At 66.2% G+C, this 21,966-nt stretch carries 17 protein-coding genes; 10 read left to right on the forward strand and 7 right to left on the reverse strand.

The window, feature by feature from the left end; genetic code table 11:
- Positions 1–40: 40 nt before the first annotated feature.
- The 5 genes from WHH00_RS00705 to WHH00_RS00725 all read right to left on the reverse strand — a co-directional run bounded on the left by WHH00_RS00705 (position 41) and on the right by WHH00_RS00725 (position 4,815).
- Positions 41–1,222, reverse strand: coding sequence for an NAD(P)/FAD-dependent oxidoreductase (locus tag WHH00_RS00705; protein WP_406635629.1), 1,182 nt, complete (start codon positions 1,220–1,222; stop codon positions 41–43).
- Positions 1,223–1,283: 61 nt separating this feature from the next.
- Positions 1,284–2,327 (reverse strand): Gfo/Idh/MocA family oxidoreductase, encoded by a 1,044-nt coding sequence (locus WHH00_RS00710; protein WP_406635631.1) that lies wholly within the window; start codon positions 2,325–2,327, stop codon positions 1,284–1,286.
- Positions 2,327–3,100, reverse strand: a complete 774-nt coding sequence (locus WHH00_RS00715) for an amino acid ABC transporter ATP-binding protein (protein ID WP_202986609.1) — start codon at positions 3,098–3,100, stop codon at positions 2,327–2,329. The genes WHH00_RS00710 and WHH00_RS00715 overlap by 1 nt, the downstream gene beginning before the upstream one ends.
- Entirely contained in the window at positions 3,097–3,885 is a 789-nt protein-coding gene (locus tag WHH00_RS00720) for an amino acid ABC transporter permease (protein ID WP_066279665.1), read from the reverse strand. The genes WHH00_RS00715 and WHH00_RS00720 overlap by 4 nt, the downstream gene beginning before the upstream one ends.
- An 87-nt stretch (positions 3,886–3,972) precedes the next feature.
- On the reverse strand, positions 3,973–4,815 hold the full coding sequence (locus WHH00_RS00725; protein ID WP_406638455.1) for an ABC transporter substrate-binding protein: 843 nt from the start codon (positions 4,813–4,815) through the stop codon (positions 3,973–3,975).
- 209 nt (positions 4,816–5,024) lie between these two features.
- On the opposite strand from WHH00_RS00725, the gene WHH00_RS00730 reads away from it, so the two are divergent.
- Together WHH00_RS00730 and WHH00_RS00735 are read left to right on the forward strand one after the other, a co-directional pair.
- Entirely contained in the window at positions 5,025–6,140 is a 1,116-nt protein-coding gene (locus WHH00_RS00730; protein WP_406635634.1) for a LacI family DNA-binding transcriptional regulator, read from the forward strand.
- A gap of 101 nt (positions 6,141–6,241) precedes the next feature.
- Complete coding sequence (locus WHH00_RS00735; protein ID WP_406635636.1) at positions 6,242–7,096, forward strand: hypothetical protein; 855 nt, start codon at positions 6,242–6,244, stop codon at positions 7,094–7,096.
- An 18-nt stretch (positions 7,097–7,114) separates the two neighbouring features.
- Here the strand turns inward: WHH00_RS00735 and WHH00_RS00740 are convergent, their stop codons facing one another.
- Positions 7,115–10,018, reverse strand: a complete 2,904-nt coding sequence (locus WHH00_RS00740; RefSeq protein WP_406635638.1) for a glycoside hydrolase family 3 C-terminal domain-containing protein — start codon at positions 10,016–10,018, stop codon at positions 7,115–7,117.
- 192 nt (positions 10,019–10,210) lie between these two features.
- Here WHH00_RS00740 and WHH00_RS00745 point away from each other — a divergent pair, with 192 nt between their 5' ends.
- The 3 genes from WHH00_RS00745 to WHH00_RS00755 are packed head-to-tail and all read left to right on the forward strand — an operon-like array spanning position 10,211 to position 13,959.
- Positions 10,211–11,908 (forward strand): extracellular solute-binding protein, encoded by a 1,698-nt coding sequence (locus tag WHH00_RS00745; protein WP_406635640.1) that lies wholly within the window; start codon positions 10,211–10,213, stop codon positions 11,906–11,908.
- A 12-nt stretch (positions 11,909–11,920) separates the two neighbouring features.
- Positions 11,921–13,012 (forward strand): ABC transporter permease subunit, encoded by a 1,092-nt coding sequence (locus WHH00_RS00750; RefSeq protein WP_350004002.1) that lies wholly within the window; start codon positions 11,921–11,923, stop codon positions 13,010–13,012.
- Positions 13,009–13,959, forward strand: a complete 951-nt coding sequence (locus WHH00_RS00755; RefSeq protein ID WP_406635642.1) for a carbohydrate ABC transporter permease — start codon at positions 13,009–13,011, stop codon at positions 13,957–13,959. The genes WHH00_RS00750 and WHH00_RS00755 overlap by 4 nt, the downstream gene beginning before the upstream one ends.
- Positions 13,960–13,991: 32 nt before the next feature.
- Here the strand turns inward: WHH00_RS00755 and WHH00_RS00760 are convergent, their stop codons facing one another.
- Entirely contained in the window at positions 13,992–15,017 is a 1,026-nt protein-coding gene (locus tag WHH00_RS00760) for a LacI family DNA-binding transcriptional regulator (RefSeq protein WP_406635644.1), read from the reverse strand.
- Positions 15,018–15,042: 25 nt separating this feature from the next.
- Between WHH00_RS00760 and WHH00_RS00765 the strand changes: the two genes are divergently transcribed.
- The 5 genes from WHH00_RS00765 (at position 15,043) to WHH00_RS00785 (ending at position 21,961) form a co-directional block, all read left to right on the forward strand.
- Positions 15,043–17,106, forward strand: a complete 2,064-nt coding sequence (locus tag WHH00_RS00765; RefSeq protein WP_406635645.1) for a beta-galactosidase — start codon at positions 15,043–15,045, stop codon at positions 17,104–17,106.
- A 6-nt stretch (positions 17,107–17,112) separates the two neighbouring features.
- Positions 17,113–19,287 carry an alpha-xylosidase gene (gene yicI, locus WHH00_RS00770; protein WP_406635647.1) on the forward strand — a complete coding sequence of 725 codons (2,175 nt, stop codon included), beginning with the start codon at positions 17,113–17,115 and terminating at the stop codon, positions 19,285–19,287.
- A 35-nt stretch (positions 19,288–19,322) separates the two neighbouring features.
- Positions 19,323–20,258 carry an aldo/keto reductase gene (locus WHH00_RS00775; RefSeq protein ID WP_406635649.1) on the forward strand — a complete coding sequence of 312 codons (936 nt, stop codon included), beginning with the start codon at positions 19,323–19,325 and terminating at the stop codon, positions 20,256–20,258.
- Between the two features lie 357 nt (positions 20,259–20,615).
- Positions 20,616–21,275 carry a uridine kinase gene (locus WHH00_RS00780; RefSeq protein ID WP_406635651.1) on the forward strand — a complete coding sequence of 220 codons (660 nt, stop codon included), beginning with the start codon at positions 20,616–20,618 and terminating at the stop codon, positions 21,273–21,275.
- 158 nt (positions 21,276–21,433) lie between these two features.
- Positions 21,434–21,961, forward strand: coding sequence for a GNAT family N-acetyltransferase (locus tag WHH00_RS00785; RefSeq protein ID WP_406635653.1), 528 nt, complete (start codon positions 21,434–21,436; stop codon positions 21,959–21,961).
- Positions 21,962–21,966 lie beyond the last annotated feature (5 nt).

The raw sequence follows: 21,966 nt of genomic DNA on the forward strand, positions 1-21,966 counted from the left end.
GAGAGGGGTGGGGCCCAGGCCCGCACCACCTCCCGGCCTGTCAGCTCTGGTGCACCGGCGCCCAGGCGCCCGTCCCCACGGCATCCCGGTCCGGGGTGCCGCCGTCGAACCGGTCAAGCCGGAAGGCGGCGAGCACGGGAGAGGGGGTTCCGGTCAGGATTTCCTCCGCGAGGAGCTCACCGAGGATCAGCCCCAGCGTCGCGCCCGAATGGGTAAAAACCGTGTGCAGGCCCGGTATCGAAGACACCGGGCCCACCACCGGCTCACCGTCACCGGGAATGGGTTTCAGGCCGGCAGCCACCCGCTGGGCGGTCAGCCGGGGATTCCCCGCGAGTACCTTCGAGGCCTCCTCGAGCAGGCCCTGGACGGACTCCTCGGGAACCGTGAAGGATCCGTCATCTTCGATGATCACGGACTGCTCTGCCCAGTCCGCATCAAGTACCAGCCTGCCGTCAGGCATGGGCCGCACAGCGACGCGGGGGGTGTTCAGCACGGTCTGGACTTTCACGTCGAGCGGTTCGGTGAACACCACGAAGGCGGCCGGCGTGGCATCTGGAACCGTCACACCCAGGGCTGCGAGCTGGGCCGGGACCTCACCGCCGGTTGCCAGCACCACCTGGTCGGCTTCCAGCCGCGTCCCGTCACCGAGGATGACGCCGGCCGCGGCGCCGTCCCGCACATCCACCCGGACATCCCCGGCGTTCTCGATGATCACCGCACCGTTGTCCGCCGCCTCGGAAGCCAATGCCGCAATGAAGTCGGGCATATTGACCCAGCCTTCACCAGGGTTATAGATGGCACCCTCGCCGGCCACGGCAGCGGCGTCCACATCCGGGGCGATCCGGGCGACGTCCGTGCTGTCCACCCAGACGGAGTGGTATCCGCCCGACCGCTCGAAGGCGAAGGTTTCGCGGAAGGTTTCGTCCGGGCCGGCCCATTTCAGCGCACCATCGAACCTCAGGTAGCCGCGGCTTTCGGGATGGTGTGCGCTCCAGGTGCGGTAGCGGTCGATCGCAAGCATCCGCAGGTAGTGGTACGCGGCGGAGCGGGCGCCGGAGGAGTTGAGCCAGGCGATCGAGCGGCCGGAGGCTCCGCTCGCCAGCGGGCCGGACGTGGCAAGCGTTACCTGGGCGCCTCCCTTTGCCAGATGGACGGCGGTGGAAACGCCCAGGATTCCGCCGCCGATGACGGCGACTTTCCTGGCGGGGCTCGTGGAGGACATGGTGGCTCGCTTTCCTGGTGTGGAAGATTGGTGGTGTGAAGATGTGCCGTGGCGACGTACGTCAGGCGAGGGCATGGACTTCTTCGAAGACTTTGAGGACCGCGACGGCGTCCGCCGGGTCAACAGGGACCGGCCTGCCGTGCAGGAGGGCTCCGGAGAGGAGCCGGTAGAACTGGGGATACGCGCCCCGCTCGGCGGGCACGGCGCGCGTTGCGCCGTCGACTCCCAGGAGCCCCCAAGACTCCTGGGGTTCAACGCCGTATGCCGGGTCCGACGGCGGCAGTCCGGCGTCGAGCGCGGGCTCCTGGCCGTCCAGTCCCCACTTTGTGTAGCCGGCGTGTGAGCCCAGGACGTGGAAGCGCGGGCCTGCCTGGGCAGCCATGCCGTTCATCCACAGCCGGGAGCGCACCCCCGAATGGTGCAGCAGGGACACGAAGGCTTCCGTGTCGGCCGCGTCCGGGGCCAGCCCCCGGTGTGCTGTTTCGCCGTAGCTGTGCGCCACGGGTCCGAAGAGCTGGACCGCCTGGTCAATGAGGTGGGCGCCAAGGTCGTGGAGGATCCCGCCGCCTTCGGCTGTGGTGGCGGAGTCGCGCCAGTTCCCGAAGCCTTCGGGGCGCCACCACTCGAAGCGCGATTCGAACGTCCGGACCTCGCCCAGCGCGCCTGCATCCAGGAGCTTCCTGAGGGTCAGGAAATCAGCGTCCCAGCGGCGGTTCTGGAAGACCGTCAGCTGCACCCCAGCCTCGGCCGCCTGGCCCATGAGTTCCTCCCCGTGGGCCGAGGTGGTGACGAACGGCTTGTCCACCACCACATGCAGCCTGTGGGCGATCGCCGTCGAAGCCATCCCAAAATGCGTGGCCGGAGGGGTTCCCAGGACCACCAGGTCCAGGTCTGCCGCCAGCGCGAACATGGCCTCCGCCGTGGGCACGATGCGCGCCTTCGGGTAGCGGGAGGCCGCTGCGGCGGCGCGATCCGGGTCCGCGGTGACGATCACATCAAGCGAGAAAGCGGGGTCCGCCTCGATCAGGGGTGCATGGAAGACCCGTCCCGAGATGCCAAAGCCGACGACGGCGGTACGGATAGGTCCCTGTACTGCGGTGCCCATCAGAGGACCTCGGAAAGGAAGCGCTGGAGGCGTTCGCTGCGTGGGTTGTCGAAGATCTCCGCGGGCGTGCCCGATTCCACCACTTCGCCTTCATCCATGAAGACCACCTGGTCGGCAACCTTCCGGGCGAAACCCATCTCATGCGTCACCACCACCATGGTCATTCCCCGTTTGGCGAGCGAGGCCATGAGGGTCAGGACTCCTTTGACGAGCTCGGGGTCTAGGGCGCTGGTGGCTTCGTCGAAGAGCATCACTTCCGGTTCCATGGCGAGGGCGCGGGCAATGGCGACGCGCTGCTGCTGCCCGCCCGAAAGGTCCCGGGGGCGGTGGTCGGCGCGTTCGGCGAGTCCCACTTCGGCCAGCCGGCGGCGTGCACGTTCCCTTGCCTCCGCCTTGGACATCTTCTTGACGCTCCAGAGTGCGAGGGCCACGTTCTCCAGGGCGGTGTGGTCCGGGAAGAGGTTGAAGTGCTGGAACACCATCCCGATCCGGCTGCGCAGGATGTCCGGGTTGACCTTCAGTGCGCTGTCCCCGGCCAGGACAACATCCCCGCTTTTGGGTTCATGCAGCCTGTTGACGCCACGGAGGAGGGTGGACTTGCCGGAACCGGACGGGCCGATGATGCAGGTGGTGGTGCCGGGTGCCACGGTAAGGCTGACGTTGCGGAGGACCTCTATGTCCCCGTAGGCCATGGTCAGGTTCTTCAGCTCCAGGCTGGAGCCGTGGAAGGTGTCGATGTCAGCGGTGGGGTTGGCGCTGGTGGTGGTGATCATGTGTTGCTCCCGGTAGTGAGCGGCGATGCCGCGTCGAGTTCCTTGACTTCGTTGAGGCCGCTGGTGGGGGCCGAGGGGCGGCGTTTTCCTGCGCGGAAGCGGCTGTCGAAGTAGTTGACAAGGTGGGTGAGCGGCACGGTGATGATGAGGTAGAAGACGCCCGCCATCACCAGGGGGGAGAGGTTCCCGGAGAGTACCGCGGCATCCTGGCCAACACGGAAGAGTTCGCGTTCGCTGACCAGCAGCCCCAGGAAGTAGACCAGCGAGGAGTCCTTGACGATGGCGATGAACTGGTTTACCAGCGCCGGCAGTACGCGGCGGATGCCCTGGGGGATGACCACCAGTGCCATGGATTTGCCGTAGCTCATTCCCAGCGCGCGGCATGCTTCGCCCTGGCCCTTGTCCACGCTCTGGATGCCGGCGCGGAAAATTTCGCCGATGTAGGCGCTGGCAATCAGGCTTAGGGCGATGATGCCCAGGGGGTACGGCGAGGGGCCAAAGATCGACTGGCTGAGCCGGGCAAAGCCCTGGCCGATCAGGAGGATGGTCAGGATGGCCGGCAGGCCGCGGAAGAGGTCCGTGTAGATGCGGGCCGGGATGCGCAGCCACCTGGACGGTGAAATGCCCATGACGGCCACCACCATGCCCAGGACCACGCCAATAACGGTGGCGGCGACGGAGATGATGAGGGTGTTGAGGAGGCCTACCGCCAGAAGCTGGGGCAGGACTTCGGCCATGGCGCCGAAGTCGAAGAAGGTGCGGATGATGGTGTTGAGCCAGTCCATTGAATGCTCTCAGGTGTTAGTTGTGCCGGTGGCAGCCGGGCGGGCCTTGGTGTGGAAACGTTCGGCCCGCCCGGGCATACCCGTGGTCTACTTGCTTGCTGTCGGGGCCGGGGTTGCGGTCTGTTCTGCCTTCGGGAGGTACTGCTCGGGCATTGGGGAACCCGGGAACCACTTCTCGTAGAGCTTCTTCCAGGTGCCGTCCTCCATGGCCTCGGCCAGGCCCTTGTTCAGGGCTTCCTTGAGGGCGGTCTTGCCCTTGGCGACGGCGAACCCGGCCGGCGCGTCGAAGGACGGGATGTCCGCGGCGCTGACCAGGCCGAACTGTTCCTGGTAGGACTTTGCGGCCTCGTAGTCCAGGAAGTGCGCATCCACGGAACCGCTGTTGACGGCCGAGACCGCCGTGTTGTTGTCCGGGAACCGCACCAGGCTTGCCGAGGTGAAATTCTTCACCGCGTAGGCTTCCTGCAGCGTTCCCTGCACCACGCCAAGGCGCTTGCCGGACAGTCCGTCGGCGTTGTTGATGCCGGAGGACTTGGTGGTGATGACCGTCAGGTATCCGGCCAGGTAGCCGTCAGAGAAGTCCACCGTTTCCTTGCGCTTGTCCGTGATGCCGATGGCGGCCACACCGGCGTCGAACTGCCCGTTTGCGACGGCGGCCAGCAGGCCCGAGAAGTCCTGCCCGGTGAAGACCACATTGTCCACGCCGGCGCGGGCGGCAACGTCCGTGAAGAGCTCCACGTCGAAGCCGGTGAACTTACCCTGGGCGTCCGTGAAGGTGTAGGGCTTCGAGTCGCCGAGGCTCGCAACGCGGATGGACCCGGGCTCAATCAGGCCGTAGGGGTTTTCGGCCGGTGAGGAGGAGGCTGATGAGGAGCCTCCGCAACCGGAGAGTGCCAGGACGGCGGCAACAGCCGCGGCAATGAGCGCCATGGGGCGCACAGTGGTTCGAGTAATCACAGCGAGTTTTCCAATCGTGAGGATGCGGGGAGATGGAGGATCGAGATCCGCCGTGGCGGGTTTGCCGGAAACCCTTGCTGAGTCCGGTCTCAATGCCTACGATTGAGACCGGACTCACATCGATGGATAGAAATGTAATCGACGCCACTAAGGGCGTCAAGGGTCCATTACGAAAGGCCGACATGAGTACTGATGCTTCACGTCGACGCGACGTCACTGTTGCCGACGTCGCCAAAGCCGCGCAGGTGTCCAAAGCCCAGGCCGCCCGCGCCCTGGGCAACTACGGGGCGGTGAGCGAGGACGTGCGCGAGCGGGTGCTGGCTGCAGCGGAGGAGCTGAACTACCGGCCCAACGAGCTTGCCCGCAGCATGAACACGGGAAAGTCCAACACCATCGGCGTGGTGGTGGGCGACATCGAAAACCCCCATTTCGGCCTGGCCACCCGGGGAATCACGGACACCGCCAAGAAGAGCGGCTTCAACGTCATCCTGGTCAATACGGACGAAGACTGGGCGGCGGAAGTGGACGCCGTCAGGGTGCTGCTGGACAAGCGGGTTGACGGCCTGATCGTCGCCCCCGCTTCCTCCGTTGAGACCCGGCACCTGCAGGACGTCCACCATTCGGGAAGGCCGCTGGTCCTGCTGGACCGCACGGCCAGGAGCCTGAACGTGGACACGGTGGCCGTGGACATGGAAAGCATCTCCCATGAATCAACCCGTTATTTGATTGAGGCCGGACACAGCCGGATCGCCTTCATCTCTACGCTCCGGACGGATGACTCCTACGCTACGGGTCTGTCCCTGGGCTCTTCCCAGATCTCGGACCGGCGGGACGGAATCATGCGGGCGTTCCGGGAAGCGGGCCTCAAGGAACCCGACGATCTGGTGCGCTTCAATGCCGACGGGCCGGAAACCATCAAGAAGATCACGCGTGAACTGCTGCAGCTGCCGGACCCTGCAACGGCCATCATCGCCTCCGACGGCCTGATCGGACTCAGTGTTATGGAGGCCATCCAGGACCTCGGCCTCACTATCCCGGATGACGTCTCGTTCCTCATGTACGACGATTTCGCCTGGACCCGCCTCACCAGGCCGCCGTTGACGGTGATCGCGCAGCCTGTGTACGAGATGGGCGTTGCTGCCGCAGAGGCCCTCATCCGGCAGATCCAGGGCAGGAAGGCGCCGGCGGCCAAACCCGAATTCGCCGCGACCCTCGTCAAGCGCGGCTCGGTGGGCGGGCCGTCCGGCGGCAAGGGCAGCCACCACGGCCGGCGGAAGGAAAACCTGCCGGCGACGTAAACTTCGCCGGACGTTCATTTCCCCCTCAACGGTGAGCATGCCCGGTCCGCGTAGCGTGAAAAACGTTCCGAGAACCATCCGCCAAAGCCGTGAGGATTGCCATGATCACCAGCCAGCAGCCCGTCGTCCTGACCAGCAGCAGCATCGACTCGAGTGACGAGGACGTGGTGGAGGCCAACGTCGGCATTGTGGATGCCATGCACGCCGCCCTGCTGCGGACCGAGGAGATGTCGCCTGTCGCCGTCCGCAGCTACTACGTGGATTTCTACCTGGCCCAGGCATTGGAGGGAGGCTTCGCGCAGTACGTGTTCACCGCCGTCGACCGCTCCGAAACGGACACCCTGGTCCGGGAAGGCATGGCGGGCATGGGCGCCCCTGCCCATCTTGACCTGTTCAACCGGGCAGTGGAGGCATTTGATGATTTGTCCGAGGAGGATGAGGAGCGCTACCTGGACGGCGGCCTGGATGAGGACTCCGAGGAAGTTCCCGACGGCGTCCTCCGGATGGAGGAGCTCGACGGCGAGTTTGAGGAGCTGCTGGAACGGGAGAACATTACGGCACTCAACGCCGCCTGGCTCCGCGGCCAGGCCGAGCTGCTGGTGCTGGACGACGAAGAGGTCGGCGCGTACATCGAGCGGCTTGCGTCAATGATTCCCGATCTGCCGGAGCGCCAGGCACAGGCGGACGCCGAGGCCCTGGAGCACGCGCCCGACTTCGAGGTCATCATCCGTGAACTGTGCAGCATTGCCGGGTATGAACTCCTGACGATCACCATGGGCGATCCCAATTACGTCCACAACGGCGAACGTGCCCTGGCTTGGCACTTCTCAACCGACCACGGCGGGTTCCTGATGGTCGAGGAGGAGGACGAGGCCTTCATGATCAACCCCGAAACACAGGAAATCGTGGCAGCCGTGGAGTTCGAAGAAGCGGACGCTGAGATGGCCGACGCCTAGGACGGCCGTCCCGGCCGGTTAGGCCAGCTGCACCCGGCTCACCGTAGCGGCGCCTTCCAGAACCAGCCGGAAGGCGCCGTTGCCTTCGCCTATGGCTGTGCCGGAACGAAGCCGGATCCGAAGCTCACCGTTGTAGCCCTGAACAACCTTGGCGCTCCCCACGGTGTTCCAGGTGTCCGCTGGTCCGGGTACTTGGATGCGCGCCAGGCCGGCAGAGCCTGCGGGTTCGCTGGAAGCTACGTCAAGCAGCACCTGGCTGCCGTCGGCAGGGGCCGGCTCCCAGCCGCGGTAGACCGCCCAGCCGGGCCGGGTGGTGTCCGCCGGAGCTACCGCTGTGCCGGCCAGTGGTGTCTCGGGCACCAGAGCCAGGTTGTGGCAGGAGTCGAAGTTCTCCGCCCGGAACCACTGCCCGGCGCGGCGCCCGGGACGGGCTTTTCCGGCTACGGTGAACGGCACGGCCAGCGGAAGATCCTCCGCGGACGCACCCACCAGAAGCTGGTACGTACCGGGTTCCACCAGCATCCGCTCCTCCACCACGCTGTAGGTTGCCAGCCTGTGAAGCGGAACCCGGATCCTTGCCGTGGCCGCGCCTCCCGCCGGAACCTCCACGCGCTGGTGGCCCACCAGCAGGCGGCGGGGGAACTTGAAACGGTGGCCCGGTGCCGACGCGTACACCTGCACCAGTTCCGACGCCGGGCGCGTGCCGGTGTTGCGCAGCTCCACCGCCAGTTCGGCCTGGTCCGGGCCCTGGGGGCCTTCGCCAGGCAGTTCGCGCAGGGCCAGGGACTCGTAGTGCACCTCGCCATACGTCAGGCCGTGCCCCAGCGCGTACAAGGGTTCCGCGCGGCTGTACAGGTAGGTGGAGCGCGAGGTGATGATGTCGTAGTCAAGGATGTCGGCCAGGTCCCCGTCCCCGTGGAACCAGGTCTGCGGCAGCCGCCCGGACGGCTCGGCATCACCGCTCAGGACATCCGCCACGCCGTTGCCCAGCTCCTGCCCGCCGTGGGACGTCCAGACGGTGGCCGGCGTATCCGCGAGCGCCCCGAGGGCATAAGGGTAGGAGGACACAACCACCAGCACCGTGCGCGGGTTGGCCTCACGCACCACGCGGACCAGTTCCTGGTCTGCCAGCGGAAGGTCCAGTGTGGTGCGGTCCAGCGTCTCCCGGCCCCCGAGGTGGGGGTCGTTTCCCACCACCACGACGGCGGTGCGGGCATTCGCGGCGGCCTGCCGGGCGGCCTCGTGGCCGGACTTGAGCGTACGGAGCACAAAGCGGTCGGCTGTGCCGGCGTCGGGAACAAGGGCAGCGCTCGCCGTGCCGGCTTCAACACGCAGCCATTTCCCGGTCCCCACATGCTGCAGCGCGGCCGTGCCGTCTGCGGCACGGTCCAGCCGGAACGTCTCCTGAACCACCCAGCCGCCCACACGGCCAGCCGTGGCGCGCAGGTACCCGTCCCCGGTGTCCGTCACGAACTTTCCGGTCAGTCCGGACTGGAGGGTCAGCTCGCCCTTGCCCCAGTCCTTGACGATAAAACGCTCCGCCGCGCCCGGAACAGCGGCCTTTGCGGTCAGGACAGCAGTGCCGTCCCCGCCCAGGTAGCCTCCGGTCCGGATGCTCCGCAGGGCCACGACGTCGGCACCCTCCTCGGCAACGACGCCGGCTCCCGTGCTTCCGCCGTAGCGGCGGGCCAGTCCTTCGGCGATGCTGACCTCGTCCTGCAGGGTTCCGCTGTACCAGTCGCTCAGCATCCGTGTCCCCAGCGTCCCGATGACGGCGATGGTTCCGGGCTCGCTGCCCAGCGGGAGCAGGCCGGTGCCGGAGGCGGCCCCGGTCCCGGCATCGTTGCGCAGCACCACCACGGACTTTGCGGCTGCTTCCCGTGCCAGCTGCACGTGCGCGGGCGCGCCGATGGCGTCCGCCCCGATGGAGGCATAGGGATCACTTTCCGGCGTGAACTCGCCAGTCCTGGCACGGAGCGTGAGGAGCCGCAGCACCGCCCGGTCAATGTCGGCCTCGCTGATCAGGCCCTTCGCAAGCGCCTCGTTAAGGTAGGCGATGGACGGCGCCGGGTTGTCGCCGTCGTCCGTGAAGCTGTCCACTCCTGCGTGGAGGGCGGCCGCATAGGCTGCCGGGCCGTCGTCGAAATACTTCTCCGCCCGGAAGAGGGAGCCGGGCGCGCCGGCGTCCGTCACGATGGTGACCGACTCCCCGTTGTGCCACTGCCGCAGCTCGGACTTCACCAGATCGGAGACGTGCGCGGGCCGGCCGTTGACCAGGTTGTAGGAGAGCATCACCGCCCCTGCCACGCCCTCCTCGATGGGGGAGCGGTAGGCGGGGAGCTCGTACTCGTGCAGGACCCGGGGGCTGAGGTTGCTGGAGGTGACGTTCCTGTCCAGCTCGTTGTTGTAGCCGAGGAAATGCTTGAGGGTGGGAACCGTCAGCCACGTGTGTGAGTCCCTGCCTTTGAGGCCGCGGCAGTAGGCGCCGGCCAGCTCCGCCGTGAGGTGCGGGTCCTCGGAGAAGCCTTCCTCGTTGCGCCCCCACAAGGGGTGCCTGAGCGGGTTCACCACCGGCGCCCAGGCGTTCAGGCCCACGGACGGATCCTCCGCCTTCTTCCCGCGGAGCTCACGGCCAGTGGCCTCGCCGAGCCGTTCGATCAGGCCGACATCCCAGGTGGCGGCCATGCCCACCGGCTGCGGAAAGACGGTGGCCGGTCCGAGCCAGGCAACACCGTGCGCTGCCTCCGCGCCCGTGTGGAAAGGCGCCAGCCCCAGCTCCGGAACAGCCGGAGCGTGCTGGTGCAGCATGGCCACCTTCTGCTCAAGGGACAGCGTGTTGAGGATCTGGTGGGCCAGCTCTGCAGCATATCCAGTCCCGGCGTCGGCGGCCGGGGAGGCGAGGGTGGCGGGTTCTAAACGCACGGCAGTCCAATCGGCGGGTATCGAATCGCTTATACAAATCTTGGCGACACCCAGTGTTGCATTCCCGCTTGTGAGTTGCAACACATTTGCCCTTGCCGGATCCCGTGCGGGTGTCATACGCTGGCCTAAGTCGAATCGGTTCGATGAATCGTTGAATCCTTCCCTCATTGGCTCACACAAAGGAGTGCCGTCATGCTTGGTTCCCAGGTAGACCCGTCAAGGGGACGCCCCCATAAATCCGCCAGCCGCCTGCTCAACGAGGCCTCCGCCGGCGTCAACCGCCGCTCCTTCCTTGGCATCCTCAGCGGTGCGGTCTTCCTCGCCGCTGCACCGGCTGCGCTGACGGCTTGCTCCAGCGGCCCCGCGCCGCAGGCAACCACCTCCGGCAGCCTGGCCGAGACGGTGGCCAAGCTGGTGCCGGCCTACAAGCCGCTGGAGCTGGTCACCCCGGACATCCCCTCCGTGAAGGGCTCCACGCCGGGCTTCACCAGCATCCCCTCGTCCCTGGTCAAGTCCGTCCCCACCCCTCCCGGAAGCGGCGGAACCTACACCGCCATGACGCCCGCCTGGTGGGCTGTCCCGCCCGCATTGCCGCAGAACAGCTACTACCAGGCGGTCAACGAAAAGCTCGGCGCCACCATCAACTTCCAGGTCAACGACGGCAACGCCTACGCGGACAAGGTGCAGACAGTCCTGGCCTCGCCCAAGGACGTCCCGGACTGGATGGTCATTCCGGGATGGAACCTGCCACCGCGCTTCGGGCAGGCAGCCGCGGGCGTCTTCCAGGACCTCTCCGAGTTCATCGCCGGGGACAAGGTCAACAAGTACCCCAACCTGGCAAACATTCCAACGGCGGCATGGAAGATGGGCTGCTTCGAAGGCGGCCTCTACGGACTGCCCTACCCCGGTGCCCTGATCTCGGACGCCATCTTCTACCGCGCTGACCTCTTCGAGGAGCTCGGTGTCAAGCCGCCCACATCCGCCGACGAATACCGCACGCTGGCCAAGGAACTCACGGACGAATCCAAGAACCGCTGGGGTTCCGAGGACGTCTGGACCGGCGCGCAGATCATGCACGGCGTTGTCCCCAAGTGGAAGCAGGTGGACGGCAAGCTGCAGAACAAGGTGGAAACGGACGAGTACCGCGCTGCGCTTGAGTGGACGGCGAAACTGTTCGCCGACGGCTCGGTCCACCCGGACGCCGTGGCCGGCAACGCGCAGCAGTCCAAGCAGCGCTTCGAATCCGGCGCCTCCCTGATGGCCTCGGACGGCATGGGCTCCTGGCACGAGGCCCTGGCCCGCGTCCTTCCCTCCAACCCGACGTTCAACATGCAGCCCATGGACTACTTCGCACCGGACGGCGGCAAACCCACCCTGTTCCGGGCCCAGCCGGCAGCGATCTTCAGCTTCATCAAGAAAACGGACCCCGCCAAGGTGGAGGAGATGCTGGCGCTGGCCAACTTCATGGCGGCCCCGTTCGGCACCGAGGAGAACGTGCTGATCAACAACGGCGTGGAGGGCGTGCATTTCACCCGGGACGCCCAGGGCATCCCGAAGGCCACGGCCAAGGGCACCGAGGAGGTCACCAGCACCTACGCGTTCCTGGTGAACGCCCCGATCGTAAACTCCATGGTCCAGTACCCGGGGCTGGTGCAGTCCCAGTCCCAGTGGGAGGCGCGACAGGCACGCAACGTTGTGGAGGACGCCTTCTTCGGCATGCAGATCCAGGAACCGGCCAAGTTCGGCTCGCTGTCCAAGCCGTTCGACGACCTTGCCAAGGACATCATCCGCGGACGCAAGAGCATGAAGGACCTCGACGCAGAACTCGCCACCTGGAAGAGCAAGGGCGGCGACGAACTCCGGGACTTCTACGCCGGATTCCTGGCCTAGGCGATGGCACGGATGAGCACCGGAACAGAGCGCACAGCAGCGCCGCGGCAGGAGGTCGCCGCGGCGCAGGACGGTGGGCACTCGGCAGGAAGTACGACGGCGGCTGGCGGGTTGGGTGCTGCGGCGCAGGATGCCGGGCCGCGGGGTGACGGCGGCTCAGGTGGCGGCAGCACGGCCGCGCCTGCGCTGAGGCCTAAGGCCAACCTCAAACTGCGGTTTAACAGGGACCGTTCCCTGGTGTTCATGGCACTGCCCGCCGTGATCCTGTTGGCGATCTTCGCCTACCTTCCCATGCTGGGCAACGTGGTGGCCTTCCAGGACTACTCCCCGTATGTGGGGATTCCGGCCAGCCCCTGGGTGGGGATGGACAACTTCGCGCGGGTGCTGGCAGACCCCGACTTCTGGCACGCCGTCAAGAACACCCTGGTGATCACGGCGTTCCAGCTGGTGTTCTTCTTCCCCATCCCCATCGCCCTGGCCATGCTGCTCAACTCCCTGGTCAACCCGCGGCTCAGGGCGGCCATCCAGGCCGTGGTGTACCTGCCGCACTTCTTTTCCTGGGTCCTGGTGGTCTCCGTGTTCCAGCAGATCTTCGGCGGGGCAGGGCTGCTGAACCAGTCGCTGCGCGCCAACGGCTGGCAGGCCGTGGACATCATGACCAACCCGGACACGTTCCTGTTCCTGCTCACCTCCCAGGCCGTCTGGAAGGACGCCGGCTGGGGCATCATCGTGTTCCTCGCAGCCCTCAGCGCCATCGATCCCGCCCAGTACGAGGCAGCCGCCGTGGACGGGGCCGGCCGGTGGAAGCGGATGTGGCATGTCACCCTTCCCGGACTCCGCAGCGTCATCGTTCTGCTGCTGATCCTACGGCTGGGGGACTCGCTGACCGTTGGTTTCGAGCAGATGATCCTGCAGCGGGACGCCGTGGGCGCGGAGGCCTCCGAAGTCCTGGACACCTTCGTGTATTACACCGGCGTGCAGAACGGCGACTGGAGCTACGCGGCCGCCGCCGGCCTCATCAAGGGCCTGGTGAGCCTGGCCCTGATCCTGACTGCCAACAAAGTTGCCCACATCTTCGGTGAGAGCGGTGTCTATTCCAAATGAGCACACTAACCAGCAAGGCACCCACTCCAGCAGGCGCCAAACTGCCCAGGCAGCCGCGCACCAAACCGGAACGCCCCATCTGGGATGAAGAACCCGGAGCGGCGGCGAAGGCCGGCAAGATCGTGGTGCTCGCCGTCGTCGTCCTTGCGGTCCTGGGGCCGCTGTACACGATCGTGCTGACCAGCATCTCCTCCCAGGCCACCATCACCCAGGCCGGCGGGCTGGTCCTGGTCCCCGGGGAAATCTCGTTCGCCGCCTACCAGCAGATCCTCAGCGGCGGGGTGGTCACCAGGGCGGTGCTGGTCAGCGTGGGCGTCACGGCCACCGGCACGGCGCTGAGCATGGTGGTGTCCATTCTCTGCGCGTACGGCCTGTCCCGGCCGGGGTCCTTCGCCCACACGCCCATCCTGTTCACACTGCTGATCACCATGTTCTTCAGCGCCGGCATCATCCCGGCCTACCTGCTGGTGTCCGGCCTGGGCCTGATCAACACCTACTGGGCACTGATCCTGCCCAGCAGCATCTCGGTGTTCAACATCATCATCCTGCGCGGCTTCTTCATGGGCATTGACCGGGGGATCCTGGACAGCGCCCGGATTGACGGCGCCAGCGAATGGCGCACCCTGACGCAGATCGTGCTGCCGATGTCCAAGGCCGTCACCGCCGTCATCGCGCTGTTCTACGGGGTGGGCTACTGGAATGCGTTCTTCAACGCCATCCTCTACATCAATGACAGCTCCATGAACCCGCTGCAGGTGGTGCTCCGGTCCTACGTCCTCCAGGGTGTTTCGGTGCCCGGCCAGGTGGATGTTGGCACGGGAGCGGCGGCGGGTCCGGCGCTGCAGATGGCCGTGATCGTGCTCGCCATGATCCCCATCCTGATCGTCTACCCCTTCGTGCAGAAGCACTTCACCAAAGGCGTGATGATCGGCGCGGTCAAGGGATGACCGGCCCGGCTTCGGTGTCCTTCATGTGGCCCTCAACGGACCGCCGCGGTGCTTGCCCCCTCGGAAAGGGAGGGGGCAATGAGGCGCAGCTCGGCGGGCTTGGCCAGGCTCAGCCGGTCCATGACCATCTCCACGGCGGCGCGGCCGATGTCCATCGCCGGGATGGACACCGCCGTCCAGGGCAGGAAGGCAGCCGTGGCCACATCGGCCGGGGCAATGACCACCACCGAGATGTCCCCCGGGACGGACCGGCCGTGCGCGGCAAGGTTCTCCCGCAGGATGGGCAGCAACCCCTCGTTGTGCACCAGGAGGGCAGTGATGGCCTCCGGGCCGGCGAAGACCTTCTCCAGCGCCCGGGCCAGGTCCTTGGAGTTCGCCTCGCAGGCCACCGAAACATCGGTGACCTCGAGTTCGCGGCACGCCTCCTCGAAACCGCGCAGGGCACGGTCCGCGTAGGTTGCGTGCCGGCGCAGCGAGGCGGGCGGGGAGCCGATGAAGGCGATGCCGCGGTGGCCCAGCTCGGCCAGATGGCGGACGGCGGTACGGGAGGCTCCGGCGAAGTCGAAGTCAACGCAGCTGAGGCCGCGCGGATCGTCCGGCATGCCGATCAGCACCGCGGGCTTGTCCAGCTTGGCCAGCACGGGGATGCGGGGATCGCGGGCCTCGATGTCCATCATCACCAGGCCGTCCACCATGGACTGGGACGTCACCCGCTCAATGCTGCCGGCGTCGTCCTGGGTCAGGAGCAGGACGTCCTGGTTGAACGTCCGGGCAGTGGTCACCACGGCGGTGACGAACTGCATCACCACACCCACGTTGACGTCCGCGCGCAGGGGCACCACCAGGCCCAGGACATTGGAGCGGCTCGAGGCCAGGGCGCGGGCACTGGACCGGGGGCTGTACTTCAGCCGGCGCATCGCGGCTTCGACGATTTCGCGGGTTTCTTTCGAAATGGGACGGTTCCCGCTCATCACGTAGGACACGGTACTCGTGGAAACCCCTGCTTCTTTGGCCACGTCACTGATGGTCGCCGCCGTTGAAGCCTTTCGATTACTCATATCCATCATTTAACCAAGGAATTCCATGCATCCTCGAAGCCACGGCCTGAGCGCCGTGACAGAGCGGGCCGGGCTGCTCTTCGGCGCCGACTACAACCCTGAGCAGTGGCCGGAGGAAAGCTGGCCGGAGGACATCCGGCTGATGCAGGAGGCCGGCATCAACCTGGTCACCCTGGGCGTCTTCAGCTGGGCACGCCTGCAGCCCACCGAGGGCACCTGGGACTTCGGCTGGCTGGACCGGATCCTTGCCCTCCTGGAGGAGGCAAACATCCAGGTCTGCCTGGCCACGCCCACCGCATCGCCGCCGCCCTGGCTGGGGCACCGCTACCCCAGCACGCTGCCCACGGACGCAGCCGGGACAACGCTCTGGTACGGGTCCCGCAACCAGTTCTCGCCGTCGTCGGCCGTGTACCGCAGCGCCGCACGGCAGGTCACCGCGGCGCTCGCCGAGCGGTACGGCCAGCACCCGGCCGTGGTGATGTGGCACGTTGGGAACGAGCTGGGACAGATCAGTTACGACGACGAGACCGCCGCCGCGTTCCGCACCTGGCTCCTGCGCCGCTACGGCTCCCTGGAACACCTGAACTCCGCCTGGGGGACCACTTTCTGGAGCCAGGGCTACAGCACCTGGGAGGAAATCCTGCCGCCGCGTACGGCCCCGTACCTGCACAACCCAACGCAGGTCCTGGACTTCAAGCGCTTCACCTCGGAGTCGCTGCTCAAACTCTTCACCGCTGAACGGGACATCATCCGCCAGTACTCCCCGGATGTCCCGGTCACCACCAACCTGATGGGGTTCTTCCGCGGCGCGGACTACTTCAGCTTCGCGGGGGAGACGGACCTGGTGGGCAACAACTGGTACACGGATCCCGGGCAGCCGCAGACCTGGGAACTGGGCGCCCTCACCCACGACCTGTGCCGCGGACTGGCCGGCGGCACACCCTGGCTCCTGATGGAATCCGCAGCCTCCGCCGTGAACTGGCGGCCCCACAACAGCGCCAAGGAACCCGGCGCCCTCCGCGTGGACTCGTTCTCCGCCCTGGCCCGCGGTTCCGACGGCATCTGCTTCTTCCAGTTCCGCCAGTCGGCCTTCGGCGCCGAACGCTTCCACTCCGCCGTGGTGCCGCTGGCGGGGGAGGACACCCGTGTGTTCCGCGAGGTCGCGGAGCTCGGCTCCCAGCTGCAGGACCTGCGGCTCCTCGCCGGCACCCCGGCGCACTCCCGGATTGCCATCCTGTTCGACTGGGACAGCTGGTGGGCGGCTGAGTCCCCCGACTGCCCCACTGACCGGCTCGGCGTCCTGGACCAGCTCCAGGCCTACTACCGGCCGCTGCTGCGCCGCGGCCTGTCCGTGGAAGTGGTGCACCCCTCAACTCCGCTGGACCGCTTCGACCTGGTGCTCGTCCCCAGCCTCTTCCTCCTGGCGGAGGACCATGCCGCGGCCCTGACGGAATGGGTGCACCAGGGCGGGACCGCCGTCGTGGGGCCCTTCACCGGGGTGGCGGACAGCAACGGCCACCTCCGGCAGGGGCGGTTCCCGTCAGTCCTTTCTTCCATGCTCGGCACCAGCGGCGAGGAATGGCGGCCGCTGGCGGAAGGCATTGGACTCGATTTTGCTTCATCCGGCCCGGGCGGTGTCTCTGCAGACGGACCCGCCGGCCTCGAGGCAACCGTCTGGTCCGAGGACCTGCGCCTGGACGGCGCGGGAGCCTCGGCGGCGGCAACGTTTGCCTCCGGCGCCCTGGCCGGAAAGCCGGCGGTAGTCCGCAACAGCCACGGCCGGGGCACCGCCTGGTACGCCGGATGCGACCTGCCCGAGGCAGCCCTGGACCACATCGTGGGGGAGGCCCTGGCGGCAGCCCGCATTCCCTCGCCGGTGGCAGGAATGCTGCCGGACGACGTCGAACTCGCCACCCGCGGCGGCCACCACTTCCTGCTGAACCACAGCCCGGAACCGCGCACCGTGACGCTTACCGGGCAGTCTGTGGACCTGCTCACCGGGGACGCCTGCGGGCCCCACCTGACCCTGGAACCGTACGGCGCCCTGGTCCTCAAAGACAGCACTGCACCTCTTGAGAACGGAAACTGACATCCCATGAAATTCACCGACGGCTACTGGCTGTACCGCAAAGGCTTCTCGGCGCTGCACCCGCGCGATGTCTCGGACGTGGTGGAGGACGAGCGGAGCCTGACGGTTTACGCACCCACCAAGCGCATCAACTCCCGCGGCGATGCCCTGAACCTTCCGCAGCTGACGGTCGCCTTCGATGCGCCCCTGCCGGACGTCATCGGCGTGACCATCGAGCACTTCCAGGGCGGGCTGGACAACGGCCCCCACTTTGACGTGAACCGGACAGGAGCGGAGCCGAAGTTCAGCCGGGACGGGGATACGGCCAGCATCACCTCCGGCGGGCTCACGGCACGGATCAGCACGGCCGGGGACTGGGGGGTTGATTTCCTGGGGAACGGCAGGCTGCTGACCACCTCCACGCCGCGCAGCGTCGGCGTCATCACGGACGACGGCGGACGGACGTTTGTGCATGAACAGCTCAGCCTGGGCGTGGGTACCAATGTGTACGGCCTGGGCGAGCGGTTCGGCGCGTTCGTCAAGAACGGCCAGTCGGTGGACATCTGGAACGAGGACGGCGGCACCTCCAGCGATCTCGCGTACAAGAACGTGCCGTTCTTCATCACCAACGACGGTTACGGCGTGTTCGTGAACCACCCCGAGAAGGTGTCCTTCGAGGTGGGTTCGGAGGTGGTGTCCCGCACCCAGTTCAGCGTGGAGGGCCAGAAGCTCCAGTACTTCGTCATCCACGGGCCCTCACCGAAGGACATCATCCGGCGGTACACCGAACTGACCGGGCGGCCATCACGGATCCCGGCCTGGTCCTACGGCCTGTGGCTCTCCACCTCCTTCACCACGGACTACGACGAAAAGACCGTGAACTCGTTCATTGACGGCATGGAGGAGCGGAAGCTGCCCCTGTCCGTCTTCCACTTCGACTGCCACTGGATGAGGTCCTTCCACTGGAGCGACTTCGTCTGGGACCCCGCCACTTTCCCTGACCCGGAGGGCATGCTGGCCCGGCTTCACGACCGCGGATTGAAGGTCTGCGTGTGGATCAACCCATACATAGCCCAGCGCTCGCACCTGTTCCGGGAGGGGCTGGAGCGTGGCTTCCTGGTCAAGCGGGCGGACGGGTCCGTGTGGCAGTGGGACATGTGGCAGGCGGGCATGGGGCTGGTGGACTTCACCAACCCCGAGGCCGTGCTCTGGTACCAGGACAAGCTCCGCGGCCTGCTGGGCCAGGGCGTTGACTCGTTCAAGACGGACTTCGGCGAGCGCATCCCCACGGATGTGGTGTGGCACGACGGCTCCGATCCGGACAGGATGCACAACTACTACGCGCAGCTGTACAACAGGACGGTTTTCGACCTGCTGTCCAAGGAACTGGGCGAGGGCGAAGCGGTGGTGTTTGCCCGTTCGGCCACGGCCGGCGGCCAGACCATGCCGGTGCACTGGGGCGGCGACTGTGAGTCCACGTTCGCTGCCATGGCTGAATCGCTGCGCGGCGGGCTGTCCCTGGCGGCGTCGGGCTTCTCCTTCTGGAGCCATGACATCGGCGGTTTTGAGGGCACGCCCGAGCCGGAAATCTTCAAACGGTGGATTGCGTTCGGCCTGTTGTCCTCGCACTCGAGGCTGCACGGGTCCAACTCCTACCGTGTGCCGTGGCTGGTGGACGAGGAGTCCGTGGACGTGCTCCGGCACTTCACGGAGCAGAAGATGCGGCTGATGCCCTACCTGCAGATGGCGGCCGAGCAGGCGTATGCGGAGGGTATTCCCCTGATGCGTCCGCTCTTTATGGAGTTCCCCGAGGACCCGGGCTGCGCGCACCTGGACCGGCAGTACATGCTGGGGCCGGACATCCTGGTGGCACCGGTCATGGACCCGTCCGGCACCGTGTCCTTCTACCTGCCCGAGGGCACCTGGACGCACCTGGAAACGGGGGAGCAGCTGGCGGGCCCGCGCTGGCACCGCAAGGAGTATTCGGTGATGCAGGCTGCCACCTGGGTCCGCGAAGGCGCTGTGCTGCCCATCGGTACAGTGTCGGACCGGCCGGACTACGACTGGGCGGTGGACATGCAGTTCTGGGCGTTCGCCGCGGCGGACGGGACACGGCGTATTGGGGTGCCCTCGCCGGACGGTTCCACAACGGCCTTTGACGTGACCGTCAGCGGCGGCGACGTTTCCGCCGTCGTAGTCTGATGGAACCTGTCACCGAGGCGAGGATACACACAGCCATGAAGACCCTGGGCCGCACCGGCCTCCCCGTCACCGATATTTGCGTCGGCACGAGTTCGCTGGGAAACCACCCCCGGAACGGCAGCGCGGCGGAGCGGACGGAAACGGCGGTGGCCGCCGTCCGCGAGGCGATGGCCGGTCCCTTCAACTTCCTGGACACCTCCAACGAGTACGGGCACGACGGCGGGAGCGAGCGCTGGATCGGGCAGGCCATCAGGGAGGCGGGCGGGCTGCCGGAGGGCTTTGTCCTGTCCACGAAGGTGGATCCCATCGTGGGGACGGCGGACTACTCGGGTGAGCGTGTCCGGCGCAGCGTGGAGGAAAGCCTGGAGCGGCTGGGGCTGGACAGGCTGGCGCTGGTCCATCTCCACGATCCGGAGAAGGTCAGCTTTGGGGAGGGGGTGGCCGCTGGCGGGCCGCTGGAGGCGCTCGTTGACCTGAGGGACCAGGGGCTGATTGGGCATCTCGGCGTGGCCGGCGGGCCCATTGACCTGGAACTGAAGTACCTGGCCCTGGACGTGTTCGATGTTGTCATCAGCCACAACCGGTACACCCTGGTGGACCAGACGGCGGAGCCGCTCATTGAGGACGCACGACGGCGGGGCGTCGCCTTCATCAATGCCGCGCCTTTTGGGGGCGGCCTGCTGGTGAAGGGACCCGACGCCACCGCCAACTACTGCTACCGGCCGGCCAGCCCGGAACTGCTGGGCCGGGTCCGGGAGATGCAGGACCTCTGCCGCGAGTACTCGGTGCCGCTTGCCGCCGCGGCGCTGCAGTTTTCCACCCGCGATCCGCGCATCACCTCAACCATCGTGGGGATAGCGGAGCCCGGACGGGTTGCCGAAACTGCCCGGTTGGCCCAGTGGAGCATCCCGGAGGACTTCTGGGAACGCATGCTGCCTCTGGCCGCAGCCGGGAACGCGGATTTGGGGTAGGGGTTCCGACGTAACTACTAACTAAGAGTCAGTAGGGCCGAATCGAGCTGGAGGATACGGTTCATCGTTGCGGGAATCACCGGCCGGGGGACGAACTCCACCATCACGGGACTCTTGCAGCGGTGCCGCCGTCGTCAGCCTCGTCGTCGGACGTGTAGCATCCCTGAGGTTTCGAGACGATTTGATGTATAGCGTTTACGGCACCTTCACCGGGCATTTTTGCGGGCGGGTCTTACGGGAATCATCGGGCACCGGGATGCCGCGCTTCTCAATGGAAATCATCTGTCTGTCGCACTGACCCGGCTGGGGGACCGGCTTACGGGTACCGGCGAAGGGTGCTTCTGTGAAAATGACGATATGAAGAAGTTCATGCGATCGCTGGCAAACAACATTCTCGACGGCATCGGACCAGGGCGCCGACTCGTCGCAATCGACGGTGTAGATGGCAGCGGCAAGACATCCTTCGCCGCAAACCTGGTAGCGGAGATCCGGAATCGCCCAGTGACCGTCATCCCCGCCGACGACTTTCTAAACCCGTCGTCCATTCGGCATGCCAAGGGACGTGCTTCACCAGAAGGGTTCTGGAAAGACACTTACAACTACGCCGCCCTGGAAGATCAGCTACTCAGACCGCTCGGCCCAAGAGGGACCGGCTGGTACTCACCGGCTTCCTACAATTCCGTGACCGACCGAACGGCGCAAGTGGACGTCCTGCTTGCTCCATCAGAAGCACTCGTCTTTGTGGAAGGCATGTTCCTGCACCGCGATGAACTGGCCTCCTATTGGGATGCTTCAATATTCCTGGACGTTCCTTTCACCGAAACCGCGGCACGAATGGCAGTTCGAAACGGCAGTAACCCAGACCCTGAGCACCCAACGATGCGCCGATATGTCCGAGGACAGCGCCTCTACTTTGATGCGGCACGACCGTGGGAACGCGCTACGTTCGTGGTGGATAACTCGGATTTCACGTCACCGAGAGTCATCAGTCCCGACATGGTTTCCAGTGCCCGGTAAAGGATCCCCTATTGACGCAGGAGCGCCCGTTAGGCCACCGGCTTACGACCGGATGTTCTTAGTCCAAGCAGGCACATCAGGATCAGCTCAGACGGCGACTGCAACGCGCAACACTCCAATGACAACAGGGGCGGGGCAGGATCTGGAAAGGTAGAACCATGACCTTACGCATCCGGCTCATCAACACCGGTGACTGTGAAGCCCTGGCTGAACTGCAAGTACGCAACCGCGATTTCCTGTCACCGTGGGGTCCCACGCGGGCTGAGGACTATTTCACGGTGGAAGGTCAGCGCGCCGACATTGAGGCAGCACTGGCACGTCACGGGCGCGGTGATGCGATGCCCTGGGTCATTTTGGACGACGACGGCGCGGTAGCTGGGCGCTTGACGCTCAGCGGCATCACCCGCGGCCCCTTCCAATCCTGCAACATGGGGTACTGGCTGTCGGAGGACCGAACAGGCAAGGGTCTGGCGACGGAGGCCGTCCAAGCAGCACTCGTCTCCGCCTACACCGAGCTGGAACTTCATCGAGTGCAAGCTGAAACATTGGTTGCCAATGTCGCTTCTCAAAACGTCCTAGCCAAGACAGGCTTTCAGCAGTACGGACTCGCCCCGAAGTATTTGAAGATCGCAGGCACATGGCAGGACCACCTTATGTTCCAGCACTTGAACGACAGCGTCGGGTGAGGATC

The sequence above is a fragment of the Pseudarthrobacter quantipunctorum genome (assembly GCF_045291495.1).
GTDB lineage: Bacteria > Actinomycetota > Actinomycetes > Actinomycetales > Micrococcaceae > Arthrobacter > Arthrobacter quantipunctorum.